17 protein-coding genes are annotated in these 17521 nt (G+C 69.7%); 13 read left to right on the top strand and 4 right to left on the bottom strand.

What is annotated here, in order from left to right; translation table 11 throughout:
• The 4 genes from J0695_RS05825 to J0695_RS05810 form a co-directional block, all read left to right on the top strand.
• On the top strand, window positions 1-330 hold a 330-nt coding region (locus J0695_RS05825; protein WP_206960754.1), incomplete at its 5' end, for an ACT domain-containing protein.
• A 130-nt stretch (window positions 331-460) separates the two neighbouring features.
• Window positions 461-3322 carry an ATP-binding protein gene (locus J0695_RS05820; protein ID WP_206960753.1) on the top strand — a complete coding sequence of 954 codons (2862 nt, stop codon included), beginning with the start codon at window positions 461-463 and terminating at the stop codon, window positions 3320-3322.
• Window positions 3323-3379: 57 nt separating this feature from the next.
• The gene (locus J0695_RS05815; RefSeq protein ID WP_206960752.1) at window positions 3380-3880 is read left to right on the top strand and encodes a hypothetical protein; all 501 of its coding nucleotides are present in this window, start codon (window positions 3380-3382) and stop codon (window positions 3878-3880) included.
• Window positions 3881-4187: 307 nt separating this feature from the next.
• Window positions 4188-5525 carry an N-acetylmuramoyl-L-alanine amidase gene (locus J0695_RS05810; protein ID WP_206960751.1) on the top strand — a complete coding sequence of 446 codons (1338 nt, stop codon included), beginning with the start codon at window positions 4188-4190 and terminating at the stop codon, window positions 5523-5525.
• Window positions 5526-5603: 78 nt separating this feature from the next.
• On the opposite strand, the gene J0695_RS05805 is transcribed toward J0695_RS05810, so the two are convergent.
• Window positions 5604-6743: an aminoglycoside phosphotransferase family protein gene (locus J0695_RS05805; protein WP_206960750.1), complete on the bottom strand. Its 1140-nt coding sequence runs from the start codon at window positions 6741-6743 to the stop codon at window positions 5604-5606.
• A 234-nt stretch (window positions 6744-6977) separates the two neighbouring features.
• On the opposite strand from J0695_RS05805, the gene J0695_RS05800 reads away from it, so the two are divergent.
• Complete coding sequence (locus J0695_RS05800; protein ID WP_206960749.1) at window positions 6978-8477, top strand: DNA-binding protein NsdB; 1500 nt, start codon at window positions 6978-6980, stop codon at window positions 8475-8477.
• A 76-nt stretch (window positions 8478-8553) separates the two neighbouring features.
• Here J0695_RS05800 and J0695_RS05795 read toward each other — a convergent pair whose 3' ends face one another.
• Window positions 8554-10002 (bottom strand): PP2C family protein-serine/threonine phosphatase, encoded by a 1449-nt coding sequence (locus J0695_RS05795; protein WP_206960748.1) that lies wholly within the window; start codon window positions 10000-10002, stop codon window positions 8554-8556.
• 183 nt (window positions 10003-10185) lie between these two features.
• On the opposite strand from J0695_RS05795, the gene J0695_RS05790 reads away from it, so the two are divergent.
• From J0695_RS05790 to J0695_RS05775, 4 genes are all read left to right on the top strand, one after another.
• The gene (locus tag J0695_RS05790) at window positions 10186-10455 is read left to right on the top strand and encodes a hypothetical protein (protein ID WP_206960747.1); all 270 of its coding nucleotides are present in this window, start codon (window positions 10186-10188) and stop codon (window positions 10453-10455) included.
• A 109-nt stretch (window positions 10456-10564) separates the two neighbouring features.
• A complete protein-coding gene (locus tag J0695_RS05785; protein ID WP_206960746.1) occupies window positions 10565-11170 on the top strand; it encodes a flavodoxin family protein in 606 nt (201 codons plus the stop codon).
• 124 nt (window positions 11171-11294) lie between these two features.
• A complete protein-coding gene (locus J0695_RS05780; RefSeq protein ID WP_206960745.1) occupies window positions 11295-11525 on the top strand; it encodes a hypothetical protein in 231 nt (76 codons plus the stop codon).
• A 36-nt stretch (window positions 11526-11561) separates the two neighbouring features.
• On the top strand, window positions 11562-11840 hold the full coding sequence (locus J0695_RS05775) for a hypothetical protein (RefSeq protein WP_206960744.1): 279 nt from the start codon (window positions 11562-11564) through the stop codon (window positions 11838-11840).
• Here J0695_RS05775 and J0695_RS05770 read toward each other — a convergent pair.
• Complete coding sequence (locus J0695_RS05770; RefSeq protein ID WP_206960743.1) at window positions 11829-13016, bottom strand: alanine--tRNA ligase-related protein; 1188 nt, start codon at window positions 13014-13016, stop codon at window positions 11829-11831. The two genes, J0695_RS05775 and J0695_RS05770, sit on opposite strands and share 12 nt — an antisense overlap.
• Before the next feature lie 279 nt (window positions 13017-13295).
• On the opposite strand from J0695_RS05770, the gene J0695_RS05765 reads away from it, so the two are divergent.
• The 3 genes from J0695_RS05765 (at window position 13296) to J0695_RS05755 (ending at window position 16677) form a co-directional block, all read left to right on the top strand.
• Window positions 13296-13739, top strand: coding sequence for a helix-turn-helix transcriptional regulator (locus J0695_RS05765; protein WP_206960742.1), 444 nt, complete (start codon window positions 13296-13298; stop codon window positions 13737-13739).
• Between the two features lie 78 nt (window positions 13740-13817).
• Window positions 13818-16202 (top strand): ATP-binding cassette domain-containing protein, encoded by a 2385-nt coding sequence (locus J0695_RS05760; protein ID WP_206960741.1) that lies wholly within the window; start codon window positions 13818-13820, stop codon window positions 16200-16202.
• Between the two features lie 64 nt (window positions 16203-16266).
• Window positions 16267-16677, top strand: a complete 411-nt coding sequence (locus tag J0695_RS05755) for a VOC family protein (RefSeq protein ID WP_206960740.1) — start codon at window positions 16267-16269, stop codon at window positions 16675-16677.
• 62 nt (window positions 16678-16739) lie between these two features.
• On the opposite strand, the gene J0695_RS05750 is transcribed toward J0695_RS05755, so the two are convergent.
• Complete coding sequence (locus J0695_RS05750; protein ID WP_206960739.1) at window positions 16740-17096, bottom strand: hypothetical protein; 357 nt, start codon at window positions 17094-17096, stop codon at window positions 16740-16742.
• A gap of 193 nt (window positions 17097-17289) precedes the next feature.
• Here J0695_RS05750 and J0695_RS05745 point away from each other — a divergent pair.
• On the top strand, window positions 17290-17521 hold a 232-nt coding region (locus J0695_RS05745), incomplete at its 3' end, for a DNA ligase LigA-related protein (protein WP_505383603.1).

Raw genomic sequence — 17521 nt, 5'->3', positions numbered from 1 at the left:
GTCTACACCACGACCCCCGACGGCCCCCCGCCCGGCGTCCACCCCGTCGTGGGAGTGGCCGAACAGGAGGGCCTCACTCTCGTCGTACCCCAGGACGAAGCGGACGTGGCAGGCCTGCCGTACGCGTATGTGGCGGGCTGGATCACCCTGCGCGTCCACTCGGCCCTGGAGGCTGTGGGCCTCACCGCGGCAGTGGCCGGGGAGCTGGCGGAAGCGGGTCTGAGCTGCAACGTGGTCGCGGGGCTCCACCATGATCACCTCTTCGTGCCGTACGACCGCGCCGCCGAGGCGGTGACCCTGCTCCAGGCACTGGCGGACCGCTCCGGCTGAAGCTGCAGAGATCTCCGGCACTTCCCGTCATGCGACGCCCGCGCAGGCGTACGCTGAGGTGCCTCACGGGCGTACCGTTCCCGGCCCCGCCCTGCCGCGCCGGGGCGCACGCCCGAGCAGGGGGTGTGTCATGACCAGGCGCCGGCTCTTGGAGCGCGAGGCCGAACTCGCGGCCGCGGACGAGGCGTTGAGCGAGCTGACCGGTCTGCGCCACCAGGCCGGCGACGGCCCGGTCCGCTCCCGTGGAGCGCTCCTCGCCTTCGCAGGTTATGCGGGCATCGGCAAGACCACGCTCCTCGCCGAGATCCGGAAGCGCGCCGCCGAGCAAGGCTGCACCGTCCTCTCCGCACGCGGCAGCGACCAGGAGCAGGAGGTCGCCTTCCACGTCGCCCGCCAGCTCATGCAGCCGCAGCTCGCGGGCTTCTCCGACGCCGAACTGCGTTCCACCCTGGGCAGTTGGTACTCCATCGTCGGGCCGGCCCTGGGACTCGGCGCCGCGGAGACCGGCGCACCACCCGACCCCCAGGGTCTGCGCGACGGTCTCGACTGGGTCCTGACCCACCTCGCCGTCCAGCGCGCCCCCCTCGTGCTGGTGCTCGACGACGCCCACTGGGCCGATCGCGAGTCCCTCAGCTGGCTCTCCGCCTTCGCCCCCCGGGCCGAAGACCTCCCCATGCTCCTGGTGGTCGCCTACCGCCCCGAGGAACTCCCCGACCACGCCCAGGAGTTCAGGGGACTCCCCGGCCGCTCGGGCACCCGCCCTATCGATCTGGAACCGCTCACCGCCACCGCCATATCCCGTCTCGTACGCGACAACATCGGCGTCCACGCCGACGACGCCTTCTGTCGGGAGTGCTGGGCCGTCACCGCGGGCAACCCTTTCGAGGCGGTCGAGCTCACCGCCAAGGTCAGGGACCGCAACCTCACCCCCAGTGAGTCGAGCGCCCACCTGCTGCGCGACCTGGCCGCCGCCGTCAAGGGCAGCGGACTGATAGCCCGGCTGGAGCGCCTGGGCACCTCCACCGTCCGCTTCGCCTGGGCCTGCGCCGTTCTTGGCACCGAGATATCCCCGGCCCTCGCCGCGGACATCGCGGGCCTCGGCCGTGAGGAGGCGTCCGACGCGGTCGACCGGCTCCGTGACGCCCGTATCATCACGGGCTCCGACACGCTGGAATTCGTCCACCCGCTCATCGCCACCGCCGTCTACCGCGCCATCCGCGACGGCGTGCGCGTCGCCCTCCACGGCCAGGCCGCCTGGTCCGTCATCGACGCGGGCCTCGGCTCCGCGGCCGCCGCCCGTCACCTCCTGGAGACGCATCCCGAGGGCGACCCCTGGGTCGTGAACCATCTGCGCGCCGCGGCGGGCGAGACACTCCGCGCGGGCGCGCCCGACGCGGCCCGCCGCTACCTGGCACGCGCCCTGCGCGAACCCCCGGCTTTCGACGACCGGGCCGCCGTCCTCTACGAGCTCGGCTGCTCCTCTCTCCTCACCGAACCGGCCACCACCGTCAACCACCTCCGCGCCGCGCTTGAGGAGCCCATCGCGGACCCGGCCCTGCGCCACGGCATCGTCTACCGTCTCTCCCAGGTCCTCGCCCACAGCGACCGCCTCGCCGAGGCCTCCGACACGCTCGGCCGCGAGGGCCGCAGGACCACCGACGCGCGCACCAAACTCCGTATGCAGTCGGAGAAGTTCATGTGGGACGCCTTCCGTTCCGACGAACCCGACTCGCCCGCCCGCTCCCGCAGGCTGTCGCGTCTCGCCGACCGGCTCACCGGCCGTGACCTCACCGAGCGCTACATCATCGGCCTGCGTGCCTGGGACGCCACCGTGCGCGCCGAGCCGGCCGCCGTCGCCCTGCACCACGCCGAGCGAGCCCTCAAGGGCGGCCTCAGCTGGGCCGACGAGAGCCGGGGCTTCGAGGTGCCCGTCCTGACCGCCATGGTCTTCATGTACGCGGACCGGCCGGGCCGCGCCGAGGAACTGTTCGCCTCGGGCACCGGCGAATTCGAGCGCCAGGGGTGGCGCGGGGCGCACCTGTCCTTCGCGTACACCCTCCTCGCATACATCCGCTACCGGCGCGGCCGTCTCGTCGAGGCAGAGGACTTCGCCCGCGCCGGGATCCGCCTCGCCGAGCGCGTCGGCGCCCGCACCCCGGTCTGGTGGTACTCCACCGGCATCCTCGTGGAGATCCTGCTGGCCCGCGGCCGTACCGCCGAGGCCACCCAGGTCGCCAAGGAGCACGACTTCGTCGCCCCCTTCCCCGCCGCCGTGACGTTCCCGGACTCCCAGACCGTGTACGGCCAGCTCCTGCTGGCCCGGGGCCGCACCAAGGAGGCCGCGGTCGAGCTGGCCTCGGCGGGCCGCCGCCTCGACCCGCGCGGCATGCGCAATCCCGCCTGGTGCCCCTGGCGCCTGCACCTCGCGCTCGCCGAGCTGCACGACGCCCCCGACCTGGCCCGCGAGACGGCGCTCGAAGCGGTGAGCCGCGCCCGGCAGTACGGCACCGAATCGGCGGTCGGCCAGGCACTGCGGGTCGCGGCCGAGGTCTGCGGCGGCGCCGAGCGCACCAAGCTCCTCGAAGAATCCGTGGCGCACCTGGAGCGCTCACCCGCCGCGTACGAACTGGCCCGCGCCCTCGTCGCCCTCGGCGCCCAGCAGCGCCGCACCGCGCGCCCCCAGGAGGCCGCCGAAAACCTCTACCGGGGACTGGAGGCGGCCGTCCAGTGCGGAGCCGACGGCCTCGCGGAAGCGGCCCGCGACGAACTCGCCGCGGCGGGACTGCGCCCCAGCAGGCTCCGCTCCACTGAGACCGACACCCTCACGAGCCGGGAGCGTACCGCGGCGGCCATGACGGTACGGGGGGACAGCGCGGCCACCGTCGCGGCGGCGCTGCACACCGACGAGGCCACCGTCGCCCGCCTCCTCTCCGCGGTCTACCGGAAAGTAGGTACGGACAGGGCCGGTCTCGCCGCAGCCCTCGGAAGCTGACGGAAGAGCGGCCCGCCCCGGCTTCGGCGGCCCGCCCGGGCCACGTACCATGGCTTCATGTCCTTCCTCCGCCGCCGCAGCGCCGCCACTCCCGCTGGTCCGGACTTCGATGTCCTGGCCATGGACCCGGGTGACTGGCCCGGGAACCTCGGCGCCGGACTGCTGCCCGCGCCCGACGGCAGCTGCCAGGGTGTTTTCCTGCGGTACGACCTCTTCGGCGGCCGCGGACCCGCGATGATCATCGGCAATCTGCCGGACGGCTCGCCCGCCAGGGAGCTCGCCGAGGGGCAGGTCCCCTTCGAGGTCGCGCAGCTGCTGGCAGCGCTGGAGAACGACGAGCCGGTCGAGGTCCTGGACGCCGAGGACATGCCGGTGATGCAGGGGGACAACCTCCTCATCGTGCGCCGCCTCAAGCTCTCCGAAAGTCGTATCTCCTGCGTGCAGTTCGACCGCAGCGACGGCGTGCTGGTCACGATCGCGAGCTGGGACAGGCCGATCACCGACGACCTGTACGCACTGCTCAAGCCGCTCCCCGCGGAGATGTTCCAGCAGGGTTGAGCGCATCCCCAGGTGCTGCAATCTCCCGGGGGACGACCCCCGGACCCCCAGCAGTATCAGCAGCTCCGTCAGGTGTTCCTGCGAGTCGGTTCCTGGCACGCCGAGTAAATCTCAGGTAACGCCCTACTTCCGCGCGCCCGTTGCCGCTTTCCCTCCGCAGGTCAGATGCCCTTCCAGTGGTCTGGACCACTGTTTCGCCGGACGGCTCGCGCGGCACTCTTGACGCGCCTTCATCTCACGTCACAGAGTGTGCGCCCATACCGTACGGCGAGATCGCCCCGCGCAACTCCCGGCAAGAAGGGCCGTTATGACGTCCAGATTCCACCAGAGGTCCAGGATCGCGCTCGCGCTCACCGCCGCGAGCGCTTTCAGTTTCGCCCTGACCGGCCCTGTGGCGCAGGCGAGCGCGGACGGCACCCGCCCGGAGTGTCCGCGTGTCCTGGACTGCGACTGGGTGCCGGCCGCCTACCAGCAGACCGGCGACCCCGCCGACAAGGAGACGTACGGCAATTACGACACCTCGGACCGGCCGCACACCAACAAGATCAAGTTCATCGTCCTGCACGACACCGAAGAGGACTTCGCCACCACGCTGAGGATCTTCCAGGACCCGACGAGGGCCGCATCGGCCCACTACGTGGTGCGCTCCGCCGACGGCCATGTCACCCAGATGGTGAAGGACAAGGACATCGCCTGGCAGGCGGGCAACTGGTCCATCAACTCCCAGTCCATCGGCATCGAGCAGGAAGGCGTCGCGGTCGAGGGCGCCAAGTGGTACACCCCCGAGATGTACCGCTCCACCGCCACCCTGGTGCGCTACCTCGCAGCCAAGTACGACATCCCGCTGGACCGGCAGCACATCATCGGCCACGACAACGTCCCGCCCACCAGCGCGGCCGGCACCAAGGCGATGCACTGGGACCCCGGTACCTACTGGGACTGGAACCACTTCATGGCCGTGCTGGGCAAGCCGACCGTGCCCACGGCCGGGCCCGGCAGCCAACTCGTCACCGTCAACCCGGTGTTCAAGAAGAACCTGCAGGCCTTCCGCGACTGCGAGAAGCAGACCGACCTGCCGCTGCAGCCCAGCAGCGCCGTCCCGCTGCACACCGAACCGTCCGCCACCGCCCCGCTCTTCTCCGACCCGGGGCTGCACACCGACGGCTCGGCGGGCACCAACTGCGCCGCGGACTGGGGCAGCAAGATCAGCGCCACCCAGCAGGCCGTCGTCGCCGAGCGCAAGCCCGGCTGGACAGCGATCTGGTGGTACGGCCAGAAGGCCTGGTTCGAGTCCCCCAAGGGCACCCGCACCACCACACCCACCCGCGGTTACGTAGTGAAGCCGAAGGCGGGCAAGGCGGAGGTGCCGGTCTACGGGGTGACCTACCCGGACAAGGCCGAATACCCGGCGGACTTCACCGGCGCGCGCCTCGGCACCCCGCTGCCGTACACGATCAAGACGGGCCAGTCCTACCCGGGCGGCGGCGAAGCCCCCACCGGCTACTACTACGCCCCGACGATCGACTCGTCCTTCGCGTACGACCACACCTGGTTCCCCGGGAAGACGAAGTACGTGACGGTCCAGATCGGCCACCGCATCGCCTTCGTCAAGGCCGACGACGTGGACATCGTCCGCGAACACTGAGTGCACAGTGCGATGCGCGCCCGGTGTGTCGGCACAGGGCGCGCATCGCATTTCCCCCTCTTCACCCGGCGGAGCGGTTCAGCGGGTGCCCACCGCCGCACGTACGGCCCGCCGAGCCAGCGCGCAGTCGTCGTGCAGCCGCCGCAGCAGCAGCCGCTGCTCCTCGCCGTGCGACAGGACACCGGGCTGGGCCTGGCCCGCGGCTCCTGCCGGAGCCGTCTCGCGCATGGTGCGCTGGACGGCCGTCTCGTACGTACGGATCTCCCGGGTCAGTACGAGCATCAGGTTCACCAGGAACGCGTCACGCGCCGCCGGCCCTGCCGCCTGTGCCAGCTGACTGATCTGCCGCCGCGCCACGGGGGCGTCCCCGAGCACCGCCCACAGCGTCGCCAGGTCGTAGCCCGGCAGGTACCAGCCCGCCAGCTCCCAGTCCACGAGCACCGGACCCGCGGGTGACAGCAGGATGTTGGAGAGCAGCGCGTCACCGTGACAGAACTGGCCCATGCCCTGCTTGCCGCCCGCATGGGCGAGGCCGTGCAGCAGCTTCTGCAGGTCTCCCAGGTCGCGGTCGGTGAAAAGACCCAGCTCGTGATAGCGGGCGATCCGCGACGGATAGTCCAGCGGGGTGTCGAACATCCCGGACGGCGGCCGCCAGGCGTTGATCCGGGCGATCGCCCCGAGCGCGGCCCGTACATCGGCGCGCGGCGGAGCCTCGACCGGATGGCGCTGAAGTGCCGCGGCCCTGCCGGGCATCCGCTCGATCACCAGGGTGCAGTTCTCGGGATCGGCGGCGATCAGCCGGGGCACCCGCACCGGCGGACGGTGCCGTACGAAGGAGCGGTATGCGGCTATCTCGTGGCGGAATCGCTCGGTCCACACGGGGGAGTGGTCAAGTAAACACTTGGCGACCGCGGTCGTGCGCCCTGTTGTCCCGACGAGCAGGACGGACCGGCCGCTCCGGCGCAGTATCTGCACCGGGTTGAATTCCGGGCAGATCCGGTGCACCGACGCGATCGCCATGCGCAGCTGCGCGCCCTGGGGGCCTGACAAGTCGAGTCTCCCGCTGAGCGGTTGGGCACCCGGCCCCGCCGCACGGCGGACTCGACCGGTGCCGAGCCCCGCAGCGGCGTGGGTGGGGTCGAGATACGGCCCGCCGCCCGCGGTAAGCGGACGGAGCGGCCGAGGCGGGGCAGACACGGAGGACGATGCTGTGTACATGGGCGAACCAGATCCCTTCGTGTGCCGACGAGTTACGTGCGCTGACCCGGCCCGGCGCCCGGCCCGCACCCTGGGGAGTGCGGTCCGGCCACCGGGTCGGGGTGGCGCTTTCCTACCTGACACCGGGCCGCGGGTGGCACACCATCTGGCGCACCCTGGCGAACCGTGGCGAATAGTCCCACCGCATCTGACAGGGGGTTACTGTCAACTCAGCCGAGAACCTGGGGGCTTGACGTGACCGGACATCCCAACACCCGCCTTGCAGACCTGTTCGGCCTGGCCGGCTGGTCCAAGGGCGAACTCGCGAGACTTGTGAACCGGCAGGCGGCGGCCATGGGCCACCCCCAACTGGCGACCGACACTTCGCGCGTACGGCGCTGGATCGACATGGGCGAGAGCCCGCGCGAACCCGTACCGAAGGTGCTGGCAGCACTGTTCACCGAGCGGCTCGGTCGTGTCGTGACCATCGAGGACCTCGGGTTCGGACGGCCGGGACGCGCGGGAAAACGCCGGGACGTCGGTAATGCCGAGCAAACGAACCCCGACGGCCTCCCGTGGGCGCCCGAACGGACGGCAGCGGTCCTCACCGAATTCACGGGAATGGACCTCATGCTCAACCGACGCGGCATGGTGGGCGCGGGCGCCGCGCTCGCCGCAGGCTCCGCACTCAGCACTGCCATGCACGACTGGCTCCACACCGATCCGGCCCTCGCGTCGGACGCCCCCCGTATCGAAGATCCCCTGCACGCCGACCCCGCTGGGTTCGACCGCTATGAGGCCGCCCCCATCGGGTCGCAGGAGATCGAGGCACTGGAGCGATCCGTAGAGGTCTTCCGCGCCTGGGACGCCGCCCGCGGCGGCGGGCTCCAGCGCAAGGCCGTCGTGGGACAGCTCAACGAAGTGGGCGGCATGCTCGCCTACCGGCACCCCGACCATCTCCAGCGGCGCCTGTGGGGCGTCGCTGCCAACCTCGCGGTACTCGCCGGCTGGATGTCCCACGACATCGGCCTCGAACCCACAGCCCAGAAGTACTTCGTCATCGCGGCCCACGCGGCCCGCGAAGGCGGCGACCGGCCCCGGGCCGGCGAAGCGCTCTCCCGCGCGGCCCGTCAGATGGTGCACCTCGGCCGTCCCGACGACGCGCTGGACCTGATGAAGCTCGCCAACACAGGATCGGGCGAGCAGACCCTGCCCCGCACCCGGGCCATGCTGCACACCATCGAAGCCTGGGCACAGGCCTCCATGGGGAACGGCCAGGCCATGCGCCGCACCCTCGGCGAGGCCGAGGAGCTGTTCGTCTCGGACAAGGGGGATGTACCGCCGCCGAGTTGGATGCAGATGTTCGACGAGGCGGACATGCACGGAATGCAGGCCCTGGCCTTCCGTACGCTCGCCGATCACGACCCGTCGGCCGCGGCGGCCGCTCAGCGGCATGCCAGGAAGGCACTCGACCTGCGGGTGAACGGACGCCAGCGCTCAAAAATCTTCGACTACATCTCACTGGCCTCGGCGTGCTTCATCGCCGACGACCCGGAACAGGCCGACAGGTACGCCAGGCTCGCCCTGGTGTCGATGGGGGAGACCTCGTCGCACCGCACCTGGGACAGGCTGCGCGAGATGTACCGGCTCACCGGCCAGTACGCGGGGTTCGGCAAGATCCAGGACCTGCGCGAGGAGATCCAGCTCGCTCTGCCCCGGAGCCGGTCGAAGACCTCAAGGAGCGCGGACATCTAGAGAGAGCGGACGAGGCAGCAGAACCCCGGAAGGCACCCCCGGAAGGCAGGAGACCCAGCCGGCATCAGAACCAGGCCTAGAAGCCGATCCTCGCAACCAGAATACAGGCGTCGTCCTCACGCTCCGCCTCGCCGCACTCCTCGACGATCATTCGCACGCTGTCCTGTGCCGTGCGGGCCTCGGCGAGCCGTGGCGCGAGTGCGAGCAGCCGGTCGGAGCCCGGCTTGTCGGTGACATCGCGCCGGGTCAGTCCGTCGGTGTGCAGCACCAGCATGTCACCAGGCATGAGCCTGACTTCGGACTGTTCGTACGCGGCACCCGAGGTCGCGCCGAGCAGCACACCGTCCGGCCGTGCAAGCGCCTGCCCCGTCCCCTCGCGGAACAGCAAGGGGGCGGGGTGTCCCGCCTGCGCCCACGCCAGGGTCCGCGTCGCGGGGTCGTATCGGCAGCACACCGCACTCCCCAGCGCGGGCTGGGCGGAAGTCTCGAGCAGCTGGTTGAGGTGGACCATCAGCGGGCCGGGGCCGATGCCGGCCAGCGCCATTCCGCGCAGCGCTCCGAGGACCATCGCCATGCCGGACGCGGCGCTCACCCCGTGACCGGTCAGATCACCCACCGTCAGGAGCGTCTGTCCGTCGGGAAGTTCCAGTGCGTCGTACCAGTCGCCGCCGATCAGCGCACTGCTCGCGGACGGCAGATAGTGCGCCGCGAGGTCCAGCGCGGCGGGCCCCGTCCGCGGGAGCCGCGGGGAGCCGCGCCACGGCGGCAGTACCGTCTCCTGCAGTTCGACCGCGAGGCGGTGCTCGGTCTGGGCGATCTGCCGCTGGCGCTGCAGTGTGTCCCGGGACTCGCGTACGGTGCGCTGGCTGCGGCGCAGTTCGCTGACGTCCCGCAGGACTGCCCACATGGAGGCGGTGCAGCCGTCGGCGTCGAGCACGGGCTCGCCCATCATGTGGAGCGTCCGGACACTGCCGTCGGGCCGTACGATCCGGAACTCCCCGTCGATGGTCTTCCCGTCCACCAGACAGTCGGTGACCATCGCGGTCAGCAGCCCCTGGTCCTCGGCGAAGAGCACGGAAGGCAGTTCGTCCAGCGACAGGGCGCCGCTCTCGGGGGAGCGTCCGAAGATCTGGTACAGCTCCTCGGACCAGCTCGCCTCGTCCGTCAGCAGATTCCACTCGGCACTGCCGACCCGGCTGAGCAGGGAGCCCGTCGGAGTGCTGTCCGGCCGGCCGTCCTGGGACCCGTAGCCGGCGAGCTCGGCGGCGAGTTCCTCCGCGGCCTCCGCGGGGAAGCCCTCTTTGAGCTGCCCGAGATGTTCGCCCAGGTCGTCGAGGTGATGGACCGCCAGATCGCACAGCGCACGGTGCCAGCGTCCCTGTACCTCGTCGTCGGTCAGTACGGTTTCCCGGCGCACCGCATCCACGTCCCCGCGCAGCCGGCGCGTGCGGGTGATCAGTGCGTCAACTGTTCCCCGCTGGGGCGGCTGCGGGGCGGGGCGGTCCGCAAAGAGATGGGACGGCATGACGTACTCCGATACAGGCGCGGCACGGCCAGGTCACTGACGGATGGACCGGTTACGACTGTCGCACAGGGAGCGATGGCCCGTAAGGGATTTGGCAACACTCGACACGGTCTTGCACCTGGCATATGCCATCGGCTTCGCGGTGGGAGGTGCTCTGTCAGTGGTGACTGAGATGCTGCATCAATGGACGAGCAGATCATGAGGGGACGCGTCTACGGGGCGGATCACGACGATCCCGACCCGGGGCCACGGCCGGGGCACATCTATGTCGAATTGGTGGGCGGCCCGCTGGACGGCCTGCTCCTGGACGTGACGGGCTGGAGCGCACGACAACTGCGCGAGGACGCCGTGCTGACCACCGAGATCGGGCGGTACGGACCCGGCGGGCATACGACGTACGGCCCGAGGGCCGGTGACCCTAAGCGAAGGGACTGGCAGGGTGATACGCCGTGACCTCGCGGATGAACGGTGTGGTCACCCGCGGGGAATATCCCCTGTGATCAAGGAAGTTGGAGGCGATGTACCTACCGATTCCCCCTGGGGGCTGAGAGCCGGAGTGGACATGACCACCGATACGACCCTTGGCAAGGACCGCTCGTTCCTCTTCGTCCTCGGCAGTTCCCGGCCCGAGGGCAATACGGAGATCCTCGCGAGATCCGCCGCCGAACAGTTGCCTGCCGGTGTCGCGCAGCGCTGGGTGGACCTGGCCCGGCTGCCGTTGCCCGACTTCCAGGACGGGCGGCACGAGACCGATGTCTGGCAGGTGGGGGAGAGCGAGGAGACGCTGCGGCTGGCCACCCTGGAGGCCACCGACATCGTCATCGCCTCCCCCTTGTACTGGTACACCCTCTCCGCGCACACCAAGCGCTACCTCGACTACTGGTCGGGCTGGCTGGCCGTGCCCGATCTGGACTTCAAGGCGCGCATGGCGGGGCGGACCCTGTGGGGAGTGACGGTCATGTCGGACGAGGACGAAGCGGTCGCCGACGGCATGGTGACCACCCTCAACAACACGGCGGCGTACCTGCGGATGCGATTCGGCGGGGTGCTGTTCGGGAACGGATCCCGTCCGGGCCAGGTGCGCGATGACGAGCGGGCATCGGTGCGCGCCAAGACGTTCTTCCAGGGCGAGACACCGATAGCCCAGTTCCCCCAGGTTTCCCGCTGACGCCATTAGCAGATCAGTACGCAAGTGCCTGTTCAGCGTGGTGCGGCGGAACACCTGGGTGCGGATGCGGAAACCTGTGGGCAGGCACCCGCCGGGCTGCCGTGCCCGAGGAGGCGTTTCCGCCATGCTGCCCGCCCGTTCTCTCGCTTCGTCCGCCGCCGCCGCGGCAGTCGCAGGTCTTTTCCTGCTCGCTCCTGCCGCGGCGGCGGACACCGCCCCCGACCCGTGCACCTGCGCCGCCATCCAGCGTGATGTCGACGCCTACCGCCGCGGCGAGGTGCAGTACTTCGTGGACCCGACCCCGGCCTGGAGGGCCGAGGCCGAGCAGAACGGATGCACCATCAGCGGACTTTGACCACGGTGCGCGGTGCGATTGCGGGAGACTGAGGCCGTGACAGCATCCTCACGCGACGTGGCGGCCGTGGGCCGCGGCGTTCATGCGCTGATTCCGTCGGGCCCCGCCGGTCCGCGCCCGACCGCCGGACAGCAGGCGTCGGCCGCCCTCTCCGCACTGCGGACCGTGCCGGTACAGGCCGCCGTGCTGCAGGCGGCGGTGGCGCTCCTGTCCGACCTCGCGGAGACCGCCATAGTGCAGGGCGACCGGGAGGCGGCCACCGCGACCGTGAACCTCCTCCTCGATGCCCTCAGTACGGCCAGGTCAGCTTCCTGAGCCGGAGGCGAAGTCGGTCCGCAGGCTCGTCACGAGATCCCGGGGCAGGCCGTGGGTGTCATGCAGGTAGCTGTAGTCGGCGTCCGTCAGCGTGCCGGTGAAGCGCGGCCCGGCGAGGACCCGGCGGCCTCGTTCGAGCAGGTGCGTGAACCGGCGCTCTTCGTCGAGCAGGCGCTCGCGCACCGTACGTACGTCCACGTCCTGGTGGAAGTGGTCCACGGTGTGTTCCAGCAGTTCGAGCGGCAGGTCCTGCAGCGTCCGTGACGGGTCGGCCCGCCACAGCGTGGTCAGGGTCCGGCGGGTCAGGCGGCGCAGCACGTAACCGCGACCGGTGTTGGATGGCAGGACGCCGTCGCCCAGTACAGCGACGGACGAGCGCAAATGGTCGCAGACGACACGCAGCGAGACGTCGTCCAGATGCCACAGCGGGGGAACCGTCCGCATCCAGGGCTCGAACAGGTCGCACTCGTAGACCGATCTCTTGCCCTGGAGCAGCGTGGTGAGGCGCTCCAGGCCGAGCCCGGTGTCGACACTGACGTGCGGGAGCGGGTGCAGGGAGCCGTCCTCGTGGCGGCGGTAGCGCATCAGTACGTGGTTCCAGACCTCCACCCAACGGTCGTCCTGAGTCGGTGTGGACTGCGGCGGTGTGTCACCGGTCCACACGAAGATCTCCGAGTCGGGTCCGCAGGGGCCGGTGGGGCCGTTGGACCACCAGTTCTCCTCGCGGGTGAGCTCCACCGGGACTCCGCGTTCCTGCCAGAGCCGCAGCGATTCCGTATCGGGACCCAGTTGGTCGTCGCCGCCGAAGACCGTGGCATGCAGCCGGCCCGGGTCGATGCCGAACCCGTCGACGAGCAGGTCATAGCCCCAGTCCAGGCTCTGCGGGCCGCCGTAGTCGCCGAGCGACCAGGAGCCGAGCATCTCGAAGACGGTGAGGTGCGTGTCGTCGCCCACCTCGTCCAGGTCCGTGGTGCGCAGACAGCGCTGCACATTGACCAGGCGGCGGCCGAGCGGGTGCGGCTTGCCCTCCAGGAACGGGGTGAGGGGGTGCATGCCGGAGGTGGTGAAGAGGACGGGGTCACCGGGCGGCGGCAGGAGGGACGACCCGGTGATGAGCCGGTGTCCGCGTTCCTGGAAGTACTCGATGAACGTACGGACGACGAGATCGGTGTTCATGATGGCGGATCCTTCGCCTTGTGGCGTCCGGAAGCGGCCGCGGCACGGAAGGCGGGACAGAAGTCCGTCAGAGCACCGGCGAGCCGTTTCCGGTCGCCGGTGGAAAGAGGGGGATGAGGTCAGTCGGCGGCAACCGGGGAGCTGGTCGCTCGCGCGGTCGCGGTGGTGCCGTGGGTTCGGACAATGACCTTCATGCCCTCGACCTTACGCGGTGGTGCGGGGGCGGTGCACATGATTTTTTCCTCGCGCCGGTCCATACGATGTGGCACGATTTTGGGTGTGACCAGCAGACCCGACGCGGCGCAGCGCCTGCGCGACCTTGCGCTGTTGCGCCGTGTCCGCGACAGGATCGACCGGGAGTACGCACAGCCGCTGGATGTCGAGGCGCTCGCCCGCGGTGTGCACATGTCGTCCGGGCACCTGAGCCGCGAGTTCCGGGTCGCCTACGGTGAGTCGCCCTACGGCTATCTGATGACGCGGCGTATCGAGCGAGCGATGGCACTGCTGCGGCGTGGCGACCAGAGCGTCACCGAGATCTGTTTCGCGGTCGGCTGCCAGTCGCTGGGCACCTTCAGCACGCGCTTCACCGAACTCGTCGGGGTGCCGCCCAGCGTCTACCGGACGCAGGCCGCGCTCGCGACGGAGGGGATGCCGTCGTGCGTGTCGAAGCAGGTGACCAGACCGATCAGGAATCGAGAAGCGCGGCCATCGGGCCGCGGCTAGCGTGATTGCAGATCGAGCCGGGTGACGCTGACGGAGCCCCGAAGGCGGCCCCGGTCAATAGATGGAGACACGATAAGCATGGCCACGAGGACGGACACGCAGGCGCCCGAGCAGCACCTTGCCGACAGCCACGACCTGATCCGCGTGCACGGCGCGCGCGTGAACAACCTCAAGGACGTCAGCATCGAGATCCCGAAGCGCCGGCTGACGGTCTTCACCGGCGTCTCGGGCTCGGGCAAGAGCTCCCTGGTGTTCGGCACGATCGCCGCCGAGTCGCAGCGGCTGATCAACGAGACCTACAGCTCCTTCGTGCAGGGCTTCATGCCGACGCTGGCGCGGCCCGAGGTCGACGTACTCGACGGCCTGACCACCGCGATCATCGTCGACCAGCAGCGGATGGGCGCCGACCCCCGCTCCACGGTCGGCACCGCCACCGACGCCAACGCCATGCTGCGCATCCTCTTCAGCCGGATCGGCAAGCCGCACATCGGCTCCCCCCAGGCCTTCTCCTTCAACGTCGCCTCGGTCAGCGGGGCGGGTGCGGTCACCATGGAGCGCGCCGGGCGAACCGTGAAGGAGCGCCGCGAATTCAGCATCACCGGCGGCATGTGTCCGCGCTGCGAGGGCCGGGGCTCGGTCACCGACTTCGATCTGACCCAGCTGTACGACGACGGCAAGTCGATCAACGAGGGCGCGATCACGGTTCCCGGCTACAGCGTCGACGGCTGGTACGGCCGCATCTTCAGCGGCTGCGGCTTCTTCGACCCGGACAAGCCGATCCGCAAATACACCAAGCGGGAGCTCCACGACCTGCTGCACAAGGAACCGACCAAGATCAAGGTCGACAACATCAACCTGACGTACGAAGGGCTGATCCCGAAGATCCAGAAGTCGATGCTGTCCAAGGACGTCGACGCGCTGCAACCGCACATCCGCGCCTTCGTCGAGCGGGCGATCACCTTCACCATCTGCCCCGAGTGCGACGGCACCCGGCTCAGCGAGGCCGCCAGGTCGTCGAAGATCAAAAAGATCAACATCGCCGACGCCTGTGCGATGCAGATCAGCGATCTGGCCGACTGGGCCCGCGGACTCAAGGAGCCGTCGGTGGCGCCGCTGCTCGCCACGCTGCAGCAGACCCTCGACTCGTTCGTGGAGATCGGCCTCGGCTACCTCTCGCTCGACCGGCCCTCGGGCACGCTGTCGGGCGGCGAGGCACAGCGCGTCAAGATGATCCGCCACCTCGGCTCCTCGCTCACCGACGTCACCTATGTCTTCGACGAGCCCACCGCGGGCCTGCACCCCCATGACATCCAGCGGATGAACGACCTGCTGCTGCGGCTGCGGGACAAGGGCAACACGGTGCTCGTGGTGGAGCACAAGCCGGAGACGATCGCGATCGCCGACCATGTCGTCGACCTCGGTCCCGGCGCCGGTACGGGCGGCGGCGCCGTCTGCTTCGAGGGCACCGTCGAGGGGCTGCGCACCGGCGGCACCATCACCGGCCGTCACTTCGACGACAGGACCGTGGTCAAGGAGGCGGTACGCAAGCCCACCGGCACGCTGGAGATCCGCGGAGCGAAGGCGAACAACCTGCGCGACGTCGACGTCGATGTCCCGCTCGGGGTGCTCGCTGTGATCACCGGTGTCGCCGGCTCGGGCAAGAGCTCGCTCGTGCACGGATCGATCCCGGCCGGTGAAGGCGTCATCTCCATCGACCAGGGCGCCATCCGCGGCTCACGACGGAGCAACCCGGCGACGTACACCGGACTGCTGGAACCGATCCGCAAGGCGTTCGCGAAGGCCAACGGCGTGAAGCCGGCGCTGTTCAGTGCCAATTCCGCGGGCGCCTGCCCCAACTGCAACGGTGCCGGTGTCATCTACACCGACCTGGCGATGATGGCCGGCGTCGCGACCACCTGCGAGGAGTGCGAGGGGAAGCGGTTCCTGGCATCGGTGCTCGAGTACCACCTCGGCGGGCGCGACATCAGTGAGGTGCTCTCGATGTCGGTGGCCGAGGCCGAGGAGTTCTTCGGTGCGGGCGAGGCCCGCACGCCCGCCGCGCACAAGATCCTGGAGCGGCTCGCGGACGTCGGGCTCGGCTACCTCACCCTCGGGCAGCCGCTTCCCACGCTCTCGGGCGGCGAACGGCAGCGGCTGAAGCTGGCGACGCACATGTCCGAGAAGGGCGGCGTGTACGTCCTCGACGAGCCGACCGCAGGCCTCCACCTCGCCGACGTCGAACAGTTGCTCGGTCTGCTCGACCGGCTCGTCGACTCCGGTAAATCCGTCATCGTCGTCGAGCACCACCAGGCGGTCATGGCACACGCCGACTGGATCATCGACCTCGGACCCGGTGCGGGCCACGACGGCGGCCGGATCGTCTTCGAGGGAACACCCGCCGACCTCGTCGCCGACCGCTCCACGCTCACCGGTGAACATCTCGCGGCGTACGTCGGTGCCTGACCGACGGCCGGACCGGTCAGGAATCGAGAAGCGCGGACCCCGGGACGCAACTAGCGTGGAAGCCATGGACATCACCATTCACGCGAGCTACCTGCCGCACGACGACCCGGACGCGGCCCTGGCCTTCTACCGCGACACGCTCGGCTTCGAGGTACGCAACGACGTCGGATACGACGGGATGCGCTGGCTCACGGTCGGCCCCGTCGGTCAGCCCGGCACAGCCATCGTCCTGCACCCGCCGGCCGCCGACCCGGGCATCACCGAGGAGGAGCGCCGCACCATCACCGAGATGATGGCGAAGGGCACCTACGCCGGCATCAACCTCGCCACCTCTGACCTGGACGGCACCTTCGAGCGGGTGCAGGCCAGTGACGCCGAGGTCGTCCAGGAGCCGACCAAGCAGCCGTACGGCGTCCGCGACTGCGCCTTCCGCGACCCTGCGGGCAACATGGTCCGCATCCAGGAACTTCCCTGAGCCACCAGGCCTGTTGACGCCGGCCGAACGACGGCCGGCGTCAACAGGCGTGGGGGTGATGGTCAGCAGTGGACGGCGTTCTTGTTCGACAGGTAGTACTCGGAGACCCACCCGTCGGTGGTGATCGGCAGACAGTCCATGCACTGCTTGGGTGTGACGACGTGCACCTTGTCCCAGTACGGGTTGCCGAAGACGGTGGTCCCGACGTTGTAACAGGTGCTGGTGACCTTGCTGTAGGTGTAGCAGTAGCCCTTGATGGCGGCCGAAGTGCTCGCTGAGCTACGGATCTTGACGGTCTCGGTGCACGTGTTGCTCACCGACGCCGGAGAGACGGTGGCGGCCTCGGCCGCGCCGTTGAAGACGAGGGTGGTAGCGGCGGTCAGCGAGGCGACGGCGAGTATTTGGGCAAGCTTGCGCATGACACTCCTGAGGTGTGGGGTCGTGGGTGTTGCGGAAGTGCTGAGAACGGACGTCATCGTACTGATGAGCGATGAACATGTCAGGAAAATAAGGGAGTTGGCCCGTTCGCAGGGGGCCGGTACGTGTCTGTCACGCATTGCGAGGTGAGGCGGGGAAGCGGCATTGTCAGTGGTGGGCGGCAGGATGATGTTCATGACGACAACTCCTGCTGGTCTTGCCGATGCCTCCGCGTACGCGGAGGCGATCGAAACCGCCGTTCAGGCAGCCGCCGCGTACTACACCTCGGGCGAGAGCCTGCTGGACGACGACGCGTACGACCGTCTGGTGCGTGCCATCACCGCGTACGAGACGGAGCACCCCGATGAGGTCCTCGCGTCGACGCCGACAGGGAAGGTCGCCGGTGGTGCGGCGGTCGGAGACGTGC

Origin of the sequence: Streptomyces beijiangensis (genome assembly GCF_017315755.1) — a bacterium.
GTDB lineage: Bacteria > Actinomycetota > Actinomycetes > Streptomycetales > Streptomycetaceae > Streptomyces > Streptomyces beijiangensis.
This window is presented reverse-complemented; position numbering and strand designations above follow the sequence as displayed.